The organism is Pseudoalteromonas sp. MM1 (assembly GCF_030296835.1).
GTDB lineage: Bacteria > Pseudomonadota > Gammaproteobacteria > Enterobacterales > Alteromonadaceae > Pseudoalteromonas.
In genome coordinates, this window is the sequence record NZ_AP027923.1 from 631231 (window position 1) to 643650 (window position 12420).

General features: G+C 39.2%; 10 protein-coding genes. 6 read left to right on the forward strand and 4 right to left on the reverse strand.

What is annotated here, in order from left to right; all coding sequences use genetic code 11:
- Positions 1 to 378: 378 nt before the first annotated feature.
- From QUE46_RS19450 to QUE46_RS19465, 4 genes are all read left to right on the forward strand, one after another.
- Positions 379 to 3522, forward strand: a complete 3144-nt coding sequence (locus QUE46_RS19450; RefSeq protein ID WP_286248275.1) for a DEAD/DEAH box helicase — start codon at positions 379 to 381, stop codon at positions 3520 to 3522.
- Between the two features lie 748 nt (positions 3523 to 4270).
- On the forward strand, positions 4271 to 5737 hold the full coding sequence (gene rmuC / locus QUE46_RS19455; protein ID WP_286248276.1) for a DNA recombination protein RmuC: 1467 nt from the start codon (positions 4271 to 4273) through the stop codon (positions 5735 to 5737).
- Between the two features lie 43 nt (positions 5738 to 5780).
- Entirely contained in the window at positions 5781 to 6332 is a 552-nt protein-coding gene (locus tag QUE46_RS19460) for a GNAT family N-acetyltransferase (RefSeq protein ID WP_286248277.1), read from the forward strand.
- Positions 6332 to 6694: a hypothetical protein gene (locus QUE46_RS19465; RefSeq protein WP_286248279.1), complete on the forward strand. Its 363-nt coding sequence runs from the start codon at positions 6332 to 6334 to the stop codon at positions 6692 to 6694. The genes QUE46_RS19460 and QUE46_RS19465 overlap by 1 nt, the downstream gene beginning before the upstream one ends.
- Before the next feature lie 34 nt (positions 6695 to 6728).
- Here QUE46_RS19465 and QUE46_RS19470 read toward each other — a convergent pair whose 3' ends face one another.
- A complete protein-coding gene (locus QUE46_RS19470) occupies positions 6729 to 7133 on the reverse strand; it encodes a MerR family transcriptional regulator (protein ID WP_286248281.1) in 405 nt (134 codons plus the stop codon).
- 86 nt (positions 7134 to 7219) lie between these two features.
- Here QUE46_RS19470 and QUE46_RS19475 point away from each other — a divergent pair, with 86 nt between their 5' ends.
- Complete coding sequence (locus tag QUE46_RS19475) at positions 7220 to 8470, forward strand: NADH:flavin oxidoreductase/NADH oxidase family protein (protein WP_286248283.1); 1251 nt, start codon at positions 7220 to 7222, stop codon at positions 8468 to 8470.
- Positions 8471 to 8476: 6 nt separating this feature from the next.
- Here QUE46_RS19475 and QUE46_RS19480 read toward each other — a convergent pair whose 3' ends face one another.
- The gene (locus QUE46_RS19480) at positions 8477 to 9202 is read right to left on the reverse strand and encodes an aspartate/glutamate racemase family protein (protein ID WP_286248285.1); all 726 of its coding nucleotides are present in this window, start codon (positions 9200 to 9202) and stop codon (positions 8477 to 8479) included.
- 111 nt (positions 9203 to 9313) lie between these two features.
- Here QUE46_RS19480 and QUE46_RS19485 point away from each other — a divergent pair, with 111 nt between their 5' ends.
- Complete coding sequence (locus QUE46_RS19485; RefSeq protein ID WP_286248287.1) at positions 9314 to 10198, forward strand: LysR family transcriptional regulator; 885 nt, start codon at positions 9314 to 9316, stop codon at positions 10196 to 10198.
- 336 nt (positions 10199 to 10534) lie between these two features.
- Here the strand turns inward: QUE46_RS19485 and QUE46_RS19490 are convergent, their stop codons facing one another.
- Together QUE46_RS19490 and QUE46_RS19495 are read right to left on the reverse strand one after the other, a co-directional pair.
- Positions 10535 to 11407 (reverse strand): hypothetical protein, encoded by an 873-nt coding sequence (locus QUE46_RS19490; RefSeq protein WP_286248289.1) that lies wholly within the window; start codon positions 11405 to 11407, stop codon positions 10535 to 10537.
- Between the two features lie 106 nt (positions 11408 to 11513).
- Positions 11514 to 12392, reverse strand: coding sequence for a helix-turn-helix transcriptional regulator (locus QUE46_RS19495; protein WP_286248291.1), 879 nt, complete (start codon positions 12390 to 12392; stop codon positions 11514 to 11516).
- Positions 12393 to 12420: the final 28 nt, after the last annotated feature.

The following is a 12420-nucleotide window of genomic DNA, read 5'->3' on the forward strand; positions in this document are numbered from 1 at the left end:
GATCTAATGGGCTTTTTACTTAGTAAAATCCTGATCTTTTTTTCTATTTAAAACCAATAACTCCCTCATTTTTGCTCTAAAGATCACATTTTTACCAACTGAGTTTAGTTTTTACGACTATTTAATGCGCGATCTTTTTTTGTTAGTAAAAAATTGATCTGTAAAGCCCCTGCGTTGTTAATAAGTTGTTTGTAATATGTGTGTTTGCTGTTTACCTGTTATTTTTTGGCAGTTAAAATGCTATAAAGCACGTATAAACCGATTTTTTACTAACCTATCAGCTCCAACCAGTTTATATAACGTTAATATTGCTTTTGCTGTGCGCAGTTAAAGAATATACTGGCAGAATTATTTTAAAAATTAAATGCTTAGAGTGACATGTCTGCTAACTTATCAAAAAATGATTTACTGGCTATTTTTGAAGAAATAAAAAATGAGCAGGCAACCTTGTTCCCTCTATCTGAGCGCTTTATAAAAAAGCTGTTTAGGCCTAACGTACTCGAGAAAGGCAAAGAGTATTATAAAAATGGCCAAATTAGTTGGTTAGAACATAGCAGTGACTTTGCTGTTATTGATTCAACGGTACAAGGCGACACCGGATCAGCATTTAACCAACGAATTGAGATCAGTAAAGTACCTACTGGTTACTCTGTTGATACGCATTGTACCTGTAATGCTAAAATCAAATGTAGGCACTTAGCCGCTGTATTATTTAAACTTAAAATAGAGCATTCAGGTGAATACGGTGAAGATTACTTTATTAACGATTGGTTTAGTGAGCTGACAGCACTTAAAAGTGTCGATGCTAAAGCCCCTTCGCAAGTTCTTTTATTTGTATTAGATATTGAAAACAATAAAGTATTTTTAACGCCAAAAATTGCCAATTACGACAAAAATAATAATTACACGCTTGGGCGCAATTTAACTGAGCAACAATTAAATAGCTTTGTAACGCCAAACGATTTGCTCGAAAGTGACTTTAGGCTGTTTAGTTGGATTCGCTCACAAAATGCTGTGGGTAATTTAGAGCTAAAAGGTCAATGGGGTTTTAGCGCTTTACAACAATTAATTGCCACCGACCGACTATTTTTACAACGCTCTCGAGTGGCTATTAAAGCCCAAACTGGGCAATCCCTTAACTTTAATTGGCAGCAACAAAACGAGTTATCGCAATTAATTATTGAGCTTGAACACAGTAAAAATTGGGCTCTAATAAAAACCACGCCGCCTGCTTATTTAGATCTCGATCATTTTATAGTAGGCCGGATCAGAACACAGCTTAGCGCTGACGAAATAGCACATTTGCAATCTATTCCTGCACTGCACGATGCTAATTTTGATCGCATTTATAAACAACTTGCCGACAATTTTGGGGCCGGTGTTATTCCGCATCCGAATAACGAACAAGTTAACGTTAAGCAACTTGGTAATGCTGTTTTAAAAGCCACTATGAATGAGCAAGGGCTTAAAGTTTCGCTATTATTTAAATATAAAAATAAAAATTATTTAGCGGGAACAGCACCTGCGAGTTTAATAAACAGTGCATTTGAAAACACAGTAACAAATGAGTTAGTAAATTTAGGTTTTGATTTTTGTAAAGGGGGTTTACAAAGTGAGTTTATATTTAATAAACAATCACCTATACATTTACATTGGCTTGTTTACGAAGTATTCCCTGGCTTTAAAAAGCGTGGCTGGCAGGTAACTCAAACTAAAGTAAATGTAGCCGATCCCAAAGGGCACGTTACACTCGATGTAAACCGTGCTGCAGGGCACCAAATGCATTGTAAAGTGCAATTAAGCGATGCTAAAGCCGCTGTACTTTTTAATGCCGATGATGCCATGTATCAATCGTTAAACCGCCAAAGTGAGCTGTTTTATTACTACCCTGTCGGGCGTCAATTTGGTGTTATTAGTAAAGCAGCCATTAATTTACTGACCGAATTTAAGCAACGCTTTGAATTTGTAAAAACACGCGATGAATTTAATATCCCGCTTTCTTATTTACCTGAGCTGGTAAAGCATACCGCAGTTACTATAGACCTTCATGATGACTCATTGGAGCGTTATCTTGATGAGTTAAACAACACCGAGCAGGCAATGCCAGTGGTGCCCTTACACGGTTTAAATGAGTCGGTAACACTACGTGAATACCAGCAACAAGGCGTTGATTGGCTTAGCTTTTTAAAGCGCCACCAATTAGGTGGCATACTTGCTGATGACATGGGGCTTGGCAAAACGCTACAAGTTATTGCCTTTTTAGCCAGCAGTTTTAATCGCCCGCAAGCGGGGCCTACTCTTATCGTGTGCCCTACAAGTTTGGTCAGTAATTGGCAAAACGAAATAACCAAATTTGCTAAAAGCCTTAAGGTAACCACTATTTTTGGCTCGCAACGTAATGAGCCTTTACAACATTTAGCGCAAGCGCAATGTATTTTAACTACTTACCCATTATTAAAGCGTGATATTGCTTATTACTCGCCACTTTATTTTGAAAATATTATTTTAGATGAAGCGCAATATATTAAAAACGATACTGCACAAGTCTCGCGCTTAGTTAAGCGTTTAAATGCCGACTTTAAGTTATGTTTAAGCGGTACGCCTATCGAAAATAATTTGTTTGAGCTTAAGTCGTTACTCGACTTTGCCATGCCTTCATTACTTGGCTCGCAAGCTCACTTTAAACAGCACTTTCAAACTCCTATTGAACGCGAAGCCGATTCAGAGCGAGCTGAGCAACTAAAAGCGCTTATTATGCCGTTTATATTACGCCGTACAAAAGCGCAGGTAGCGCAAGAGTTGCCACAAAAAACAGAGCTGTTAAAAGAGTTTGAGTTTGAACCTAAGCAAAAAGATATGTACCAAGGTATTACACGCGCCCTAGAAGAAAAGCTCATCGACTTATTTGCTGAGCAAGGCGCACAAAAAAGTAAGCTCGCATTTTTAGAGGCGCTACTAAAACTAAGGCAAATTTGTTGTCATCCAAAATTAATTGAGCCAGAAACACAAGCAGGTTCAGCAAAATTAGAATGGCTAACTACGCATTTGCCGTTAATGCTAAGCCTTGGTCGTAAAGTGATTATTTTTAGTCAATTTACCTCTGCGCTCGATTTAATTGCAGAGCGTTTAAACGACATAAATATTAATTTTAGTATGCTAACTGGGCAAACGCGTCATCGCGACAAAGTTATTAACGAGTTTACCAGTGGCAAAACCTCGGTGTTTTTAATCAGTTTAAAAGCAGGCGGTACTGGGCTTAACTTAACGCAAGCCGATACGGTTATTCATTTTGATCCGTGGTGGAACCCAGCTGTAGAAAAACAAGCCACCGATCGTGCTTATCGCATTGGCCAAACAAATCCAGTGTTTGTTTATAAGTTAATTATGAGCAACTCAATTGAGCAAAAGGTATTTAAAATGCAGCAAGATAAGCAAGCGCTTGTTGATGCATTATTTACCGATAAATCAATGAGCTTTACTTCGTTTGATGAGCAGCAAATGTTATCACTTATAAAAAGCTAATTTTTTTACTTAGCATGTGAACTAATTTAACCAAACGGCGTCTATTATATTGCTTGTTGAATAATTGCAGTTATCACAAGCTTCATGTTGATTTCCCTGTTTGGTTACTAAATTTAGTAATGATTGAGCCAGCCCTTTTAGCTGGCTTTTTTTATGCCTGTAATTAACACCTTAAATTGCATTTTTTATAAATTGTTTGAACTAAATTTAAAAACACGCGTCTACTATAATGCTTGTTGAATAATTGCAGTTATCACAAGCTTCATGTTGATTTCCCTGATTGGTTACTAAATTTAGTAATGATTGAGCCAGCCCTTTTAGCTGGCTTTTTTTATGCCCACATTTTAATTTTTAAATTATTTATATTTTTATGTGAACTAAATTTAATGTGCGGCGTCTACTATTATGCTTGTTGTTTAATTGCAGTAAACACAAGCTTCATGTTGATTTCCCTGTTTGGTTACTAAATTTAGTAATGATTGAGCCAGCCCTTTTAAGCTGGCTTTTTTTATGCCTACATTATATTTTTATGTGAACTTAATTAAATGTGTGGCGTCTACTATTACGCTTGTTGAATAATTGCAGTTATCACAAGCTTCATGTTGATTTACCCCGTTTAATTACTAAATTTAGTAATGATTGAGCCAGCCCTTTTAAGCTGGCTTTTTTTATGCGTGTATTTCTCCTCTACCCCACACGATACTAATTCGTTATGATGGCATGTCTCTAAATTTTATAAGTTTATTTTATGTTTACTCAGCTATTAACGCATATAGATTGGTTAAGTGCCAGCGCAGGGCTCGCAACAGGGCTAGTACTATATGGCCTAGTGTCGCTCCCTTCTCGTAATAAGTTAAAACAACAAATTAGCGAGCAGCAGCAACAGTTATCGTTATTACAAAACCAGTACGACAATAAACAGCTGCAATACACGGCCTTATTTGATGAGCACGAGCTGCTCGAGCAATCCCATCAAGAGCAGCGCGACGAAGCGCAGCATTTTAAAACTCGCTTTAGCGAGCAAGAAAAACAAAGTGTTCAGTACAATCATTTTTGGCGTAAAGCTGAAGGCGAACTTAGTGCCTTGCGAGAGCAATATAATCAGCGCGATATTGAGCTTAATAATATGCGCACTACGCTTGAGCAAAAGCAGCAAAACTTTACCGAGCAGCTTGCACAAATAGAGCAAAGCAAAAATGTGCTTAAAAAAGAGTTTGAAAACCTAGCTAATAAAATTTTAGAAGAAAAATCGCAAAGCTTTAAAACCCTAAACCAAGAAAGCATTGAGCAACTATTAAAGCCAGTTCAAGGGGAGCTAAAAGGCTTTAGAGATAAAATGGAATCGATTCACGTTGAAGACTTAAAACAACGTGCTGCCCTTAAAACTGAGCTACTGCACTTGCAAGCTAAAAGCCAAGCTATTACCGAGCAAGCCGATAAACTTAGTAATGCCTTACAAGGGCAAAAAAAGATGCAAGGTAATTGGGGCGAACTAATGCTCGAAAACGTACTCGACAGCGCAGGCCTGCGTGCGGGTACTGATTACAAACGCGAAGTATCGTTTAATACCGAAGACGGTCGACTGCGCCCCGACGTAGTGGTGTATTTACCTCAGGGCCGCCACTTAGTGATTGATGCTAAAACGTCGCTAAATGCTTATACCCGTTACGTTAATGCCGAAAACGAGCTAGAGGCTAGCCAAGCAATTAAAGAGCATGTAAATGCTGTTACCGCGCGTATTAACGAGCTTGCCAGTAAATCGTACGATCGTCTCCCAGGTATAAATTCGCCTGAAGTAGTTATTATGTTTGTGCCTATAGAATCTGCATTTGTAGAGGCGCTTAAATATCAAAGCGATATTTACCAACAAGCTATCGAAAAAAACATTTTAGTTGCTACACCAACGACTCTGCTTACAAGCCTTAATATTGTTAAACAGCTGTGGCGCTTTGAAGAGCAAACCAAATACTCTAAAGAGCTGGCGAATCGTGCAGAGCGCTTTTACAACAAGCTCAATGGCTTTTTAACGAGTATGGAAGGCGTTGGCAAACAACTAGACCGCGCCAAAGAAAGTTACGATAAAGCTTTTTCACAGCTTTACCGTGGTAAAGGCAACTTAATTAAACAAGCTTCAGAATTTAAAGAGCTAGGTGTATCGGTTCAAAAAGAGCTACCAAACGAAAGCGTAGAAAAAGCCCAATTAGAGCTAGATTAAATTCGATTTATCTCTACTGTTTTATACATTAAAAGGAAGGTTAATGGTTTTTCCCTTACTCAATTCGCAAAGGTTAGCGTTAACCCCTATTAATTATGAGGATAGAGACGCTATTTTTGCTCTTTTTTCAGACCAAGGTGTTACTAAATACTATGATCTGGCGCCCTTTACTCAAGTTTCTCAGGCCGATAAGTTAATCGAATTTTTCAATATTCGGTATAAAAATGGAGAAGGGATCCGCTGGGCTATCCGTTTAAAAAATACTGATGAGTTAATAGGTACTTGCGGTTTTAATAGTTGGTCAGTACCAATGAAGCACGCATTTATTGGTTACGACCTTAATAGCCAGTATTGGGGTACAGGCTATGCTTTTGAGGCTATTCATATGATTATAAAAGCTGCCTTTGATGGATTGCTAAGTTGCGGTGCTATAAATCGAATACAAGCCGACACAGTACCAGGAAATAACGCATCAGAGGCGCTTTTAATAAAGCTCGGCTTTTGTGAAGAAGGCACAAGGCGCCAAAGTGGTTTTTGGAAAGGGCAATTTCACGACCTAAAATGCTTTGGGCTTTTAAGCGCGGAGTTCAATTGATGAAAACGGATGTTGTAATTTATAACTTATTGCACGAAATTACTGCTCAATTCCCTGAAGTTAAAGCGTTGCTGAGCATATATGATGAAGGTGAAACCACGTATAAAATGGAGGCGTTTTCTAAAGCCACAACACACGCTTTTGCTCTTGGTAATGTGGAGCAAGCCCTGCGTTATTTAAATTACGTGGCTAAAAAACTAATAAACGCTGAGGCAAAAGTAATTGAACACATAGACGTATATTACGTAGAAACATTATTTTGGGGCGCTAGCCCCCACACTATTGCGCTTGGGTGGCCCTTGGTTCCGGAAAGTTTACAAACGCTTTATATTAATTTTCATGGTAAAGCGCCGCTAAAATAATACAACTAAAGCTCTTGTGTACTAGCTTACGGCTTTAATAATCCAACTCATTCAACAATTCATTTATTTTTTCATCGCCAATACACTCTCCGTTAGACCAGCTTGCAGTAAGCAGGGTAATTAAACTACCAATACGCTCTGATTTAAGCTGTAGCTGTTCTATCAGTGCGTTGGACTCATGTTGTTTTTGAGTGAGACGCTCAATAATAGCAGTGTGATCAAGCTCTTTATTTGGTTTACGTAATGTGGGTATTTCTTCAAGCGAAAACCCTAAGCTTTGTGCAAACTTAATCATTTTAAGCTGCTCAACACTGCTTGTTGTGTATTGGCGATAGCCATTACTGTTGCGTACGCCCGCTGGCAGTAAACCTATGCTTTCGTAATACCTTATAGTGCTGGCTGCCGTCCCACTTTGTTTAGCTAGTTCACCTATTTTCATTGCTGTTTTTTTGCCTAAAATGACAGTTGACCTTAAAGCTGACTTTAAGGTTATAGTGCCTGTAATGTCAATTTATGGTTTACCTAATGTCTAAAAATAAACAACACCCTGTATTAACCCCTTTTACCCTACCAAGTGGTTTAACGCTTAAAAACCGAGTAGTAAAAGCCGCAATGGAAGAAAATCTCGCAGAGGCCGACTTAACCCCATCGCAGGTGCTTAAAAATGTATATAGCGAATGGGCAAAAGGCGGTTGCGGGTTAATTATTTCCGGCAATGTGATGGTCGACCACCTTGCAATGACAGGCCCAGGGGGCCTAGCACTTGAACAACAAACAGATATAACGCCTTTTACAGAACTAGCACGTTTAGCACAGCAAAACGACTGTAAAATTGTCATGCAAATTAATCACCCCGGCCGCCAAGTATTTAAAAAAATGGGCGGTAAAGCGCTTAGCGCCTCTGATATTGGGCTTAATATGGGCAAGCACTCGCACTTATTTGCACAGCCAAAGGCGATGGATAAAAGCGAGATAAATGATGTTATCGCCCGATTTACTCAAACGGCACAACAAGCTGAAAAAGCAGGGTTTAATGGCGTACAAATACATGCTGCACATGGTTATTTACTCGCACAGTTTTTATCTCCTCTGACTAATAAACGTAATGATGAATGGGGCGGAAGCCTTGAAAACCGTGCCCGCTTATTACTCGAAATTACCAAAAGCGTTAAAGCACATTGTAGCGAGAGTTTTTCGGTATCAGTTAAGTTAAACTCTGCTGATTTTCAGCGTGGCGGTTTTGAACCAAGTGACGCGCAAGCGGTTGTTGATATGTTAAGCGTATTAAAGGTGGATTTTGTGGAGCTTTCGGGTGGCAGCTACGAAGCACCTGCTATGCAAGGCCAAACAGGGGATGAGCGAACACTTGCACGTGAGGCGTACTTTTTAGAGTTTGCTAAAGCAATTAGCGAGCAGTCAAACATACCCATTATGACCACCGGCGGTATTAGCCGATTAGATGTGGCAAATAAAGTTATAAAATCAGGCGTTGCAATCGTTGGTATGGCAACAGCAATGGCATATCAGCCAAATTTGGTTAATGCGTGGCAAAGTAATTTAGCGCAGCCGCTGATAATGCCAAGTGTTACTTTTAAAGACAAAACACTTGCTGGGCTTGCCACTATGGCACTGGTAAAAAGGCAGCTTCGCCGCCTTGGCCAAGGCAAGCACGTTAAGGCAAATGCCTCAGCTATTTTTACTATAATAAGCGACCAAATACGCGCTGCAAAGCTTACAAAGCGCTATCGTAAACGCTTTGCTAAAGAGCTTAATTAGCTTTATCTATGCTACGCTTGAAAGCGTTGATTGATGGGCGTTTGCATACGCCCAGTTAACGCACTCTTGCGCTAAAATAGTGATGGTATCTAAGCAGATATCGGGCGATTGCTTAGCTTGTTCATTTAATACTAGCGGTATTTCGGTGCAGCCAAACAGCACGCAATCTGCACCTTGAGCAAGCATTAAATCGTAAGCTTTGCTTAATAAGCTGCGCCCTGTATTTAAATCCCCTGCTTTTACAGCGGTTATACCATCCATAATAGCAATTTGCTGTTGTGTGTTTGGCTCAATAAAATCAATATTGTGCTGCTCAAATGCGTTTTGATAAATGCCCATATTTAGTGTGGCTGTAGTAGCTAGAATACCCACCTTTTGCTTATTAGTAGCTTTAACCTGTTTAATAACACTTTTTACAATGCTAATAGTGTGTACATCGGCATTTTGAGTTAGTGCGTCGTACCAGTAATGCGCGGTATTACACGGAATAACAATACAACTTACCCCTAAGTTTGATAGTTCTTTAAAGCCTTTTTTAAGCTCAAAAAATGGGTTTTCGCCTTCAAGGCCCATTAAAAATTTTGTTCGGTCAGGAATTTGCGGGATATTCCTTATAAACATAGGTATGTGCTCTTGATCATTTTTAGCAGGTGATAACGCTATTACTTGATTCATAAATGAGGCGGTAGCCAAAGGCCCCATTCCGCCTAATACACCAAGAGTTCTGAGCATGATTGCATTCCGGTTATTGAATTTATAGGTTTAATTTATAGTGTTTTATTTAGTTTGAATAATGCTATTATTTTACCACCCATGCATAACTTGCATAACTAGGTGGTTGCTATGAATATTGAAAGTAAATGGTTAGAAGATTTTTTAACGCTCTCGCATACAAAGAGCTTTTCGCAAGCGGCAAAGCTTAGGCATATTACGCAACCTGCCTTTAGTCGGCGTATAAAAGCCCTTGAAGATGCGCTTGGCGCAGCGTTAATTGACCGAGAAAACCTACCTATTACCCTTACCCCAAGCGGTAAAATATTTCATATAACAGCGCGCAATTTAATAAACCAAATGAATACCTCGGTTAGCATGCTTGAGGAGTTATCGGTGCAGCAAAATTATTCTGTAAAGGTTGCGGCTGCACATTCTTTAGCGAGTTTTTTAACCTTAAAACTCGCTAATTTTCAAACGCAAGATGAGCGCGATATAGTACTTAACCTTGAAGCAATAGACGTAGATAAAGCCACTGAAGCGCTAGAGCAAGGTGAGTGCGACTTACTTATCGCCTTTGATAACGAACGCCTTAAACTGCCGCCGTTTAGTCATCAAAAAATAGGGAATGCTAAGTTATTACCTGTTAGCGCCTGTGACGAGCAAGGCAAAGCCTTATATAACCTAGAAAGCGCAGCGCCTGTACCACATTTAGCCTACAGTCTCGACTCCTACATGGGCCGGCAATTAGAGCCAATTATATCGGGCGCTAAGCTTAATAAAGTGTTTGTTTCATCCATGACGGAGCTTTTAAAAGTACACGCAGTTGCGGGTAATGGTATTGCCTGGCTGCCCGACTACGTTATATCTAATGAGCTTAAAAATAATACCCTTGTAGTTGTAGGGAGTGAGCACCACTGCGTGCCAATAACTTACTATGCGTATAGGTATCATGCGGCTTTGCACCCCGGTGGCGAAAGCGTATGGAATAAATTAACCGAGCTTAATATAACCTAACTGTAAACCCCCGTTACAGTTAGGCGGTTTAGTGTACGAACCTTTGGCTTAGCATTAAGGTTAACCAGCTAAAAGGCAAAAAATAAATGTTCATTGGCACTATTTACAAATTAAATAGTGCCAAAGCTTAAGTAACCTGAACTCTGGATAATAAATCTATCTCGAGCAGCTATTTTCAGCGCTAACTGCGTTGAATTTACTTGCAATAGGCCAGCTATTGACGCGTAAATTCGCCTTGTTTTCACTAAAAATCTCTGGCTAGAGAGAATAAATTTAAATATCCAACTAATTCAAAATGTTAGTAAATCTCTTAACCAGAGCTCAGGTTAAGTAAGTTTAAAAGCCAAATTTACCATTATTGTTTTGCCATTGTGACTTAGCAGGAATAGTTTGAATGGTGTCCCAATGTTCTACAATTTTGCCATTTTCAACACGAAATAAGTCATAAAACGATACGTGTTTATTCATAAATGTACCTTCGTTTACTGCCAGTACAAAGTTGCCTTGGCCTAAAATAATATGGTTTTTGCTCACTACCATTGGCATGTTTAATTTAGCTAACTCACCCAGCGCCTTACCTAAGCCGCTTAAATCGTCAGCTATTGCTGGGTTATGCTGAATATACGCGCCTTTTTCACTGCTAATAAAGTTGTTTATCTTTGCCATGTCACCGTTGATCAAAATGGTATTTACAAAGCGTTTAACCAGCGCTTTATTAGCGGCTGTTTTATTTAAGTCGGTTATGGTTGTTGCACCATCTAGCTGAGTACGACCACTTGGGTTGGCAGGGGCTATAGCTTGTAGGTTGTCCCAATGTTCTATAATTTTACCGTTCTCAAACTTAAAAATATCAAAGCCTACTTTTGGGCCAAAAAAATTATATTCAGTATGGGTTACTGCATAGTTACCATCTTCAAAGGCGCGTTTTACTTGCGCTTTTGCACTGCCTTTTGGCAATTGTTGAATTGCTTGTGCAAAACCAGCCAGGCCATCTTTAACGTCTAAGTTATGTTGTGTGTATTGGTTTGGGTTTATGTAGCTAATCGCTTTTGTATCGCCTGTTTCTATGCTTGAAATAACCGCAACGGCCTTATCTGTAATGCTTAGCGGTGCTTGTTTTGTGGTATTTTGTTCGATGCTTGCACATGCACTTAAGCTAATAATTGCTGTGGCTAAAATACTGCGAGTAAATAGTGATAGTGGTTTCATTGTAATGCCCTAATGTGTTTGTATAGGAGCATTTTATGTAATATTTAAAATGTACAGTAGAGTGTAAATGGGCGCTAAAATGGTTAAAGTCGAACCTAAGCCATTATTATAAAATAGCCTTACTATGAGCTGCCTGAAATTGGCTTGGCGTAACCCCTGTGTGCTTTTTAAAGTACTTAACAAAGTTGCTAGCGTCATCAAAGCTAAAGTCGTAGGCCAGCTTTTGGGTTGTTATATTACTTATAACTAGGCGGCGTTTTATTTCTATTAAGGTAAACGCGTCAATCATTTGCTTTGCTGTAAGGCCGGTACTTAATTTACAAATACTATTAAGGGTTTTGTAGGTTGTATGCAGTTTGTTTGCATACCAGTTAGCATCGCGAATAGTTAAAAAATGGCTCTGTAGCAACTTATAAAAAGTACCCAGTTTAATGCTTTGCTCTGGGTTGATATTGTCGTGGCGCAGCTCTGGGCGTAGCCTATGTAATCCTAAAGCCAGCGAGCTAAATAAATACATAACAATGAGTGGGTCTGATTGCGGGTGTGCAATTTCTATTTCCATTTCGTTTATGGCATTTATTACCCGCGCTTGGCTATGTTTATTTAGCTTAAGTAATGGCGAGTGTTGTTGGCTTAAATGAGTTGGCGTGTAATTAGGTAAGCGCATATTGGTGTGTACACGGTCTAAAAATGTTTGCGTAAATAAAACCACATAACCAGTGGGTTGTTTTGCAAAGTCGAACGCGTGTACTTGGTCGGGCTGTAAAAAAATAAGTGTGCCTGAATCAAACGGATATTGAATAAAATCAACCATGTGACTACCGTTGCCTTGCTCTATACAAATAATCATATAAAACGAAACCCGATGCGCCATTTGCGGATCGTGGTCGTGGGTTTTACCCCCATACAAATCGCTCAGGGGCAATATTTCAAGCTCTGCATTTGCCGACTTTTCGTGGTTAAAGCCAATGTTGGGTATATCCATTCGCACTTATTTTTGATGTGTTTTATAA

Coding starts and splice junctions, on each gene's coding strand:
- QUE46_RS19465 (WP_286248279.1), top strand. CDS start 6,332: ATGAAAACGGATGTTGTAATTTATAACTTATTGCACGAAATTACTGCT.
- QUE46_RS19495 (WP_286248291.1), bottom strand. CDS start 12,392: ATGGATATACCCAACATTGGCTTTAACCACGAAAAGTCGGCAAATGCA.
- QUE46_RS19480 (WP_286248285.1), bottom strand. CDS start 9,202: ATGCTCAGAACTCTTGGTGTATTAGGCGGAATGGGGCCTTTGGCTACC.
- rmuC (WP_286248276.1), top strand. CDS start 4,271: ATGTTTACTCAGCTATTAACGCATATAGATTGGTTAAGTGCCAGCGCA.
- QUE46_RS19460 (WP_286248277.1), top strand. CDS start 5,781: ATGGTTTTTCCCTTACTCAATTCGCAAAGGTTAGCGTTAACCCCTATT.
- QUE46_RS19490 (WP_286248289.1), bottom strand. CDS start 11,407: ATGAAACCACTATCACTATTTACTCGCAGTATTTTAGCCACAGCAATT.
- QUE46_RS19470 (WP_286248281.1), bottom strand. CDS start 7,133: ATGAAAATAGGTGAACTAGCTAAACAAAGTGGGACGGCAGCCAGCACT.
- QUE46_RS19450 (WP_286248275.1), top strand. CDS start 379: ATGTCTGCTAACTTATCAAAAAATGATTTACTGGCTATTTTTGAAGAA.
- QUE46_RS19485 (WP_286248287.1), top strand. CDS start 9,314: ATGAATATTGAAAGTAAATGGTTAGAAGATTTTTTAACGCTCTCGCAT.
- QUE46_RS19475 (WP_286248283.1), top strand. CDS start 7,220: ATGTCTAAAAATAAACAACACCCTGTATTAACCCCTTTTACCCTACCA.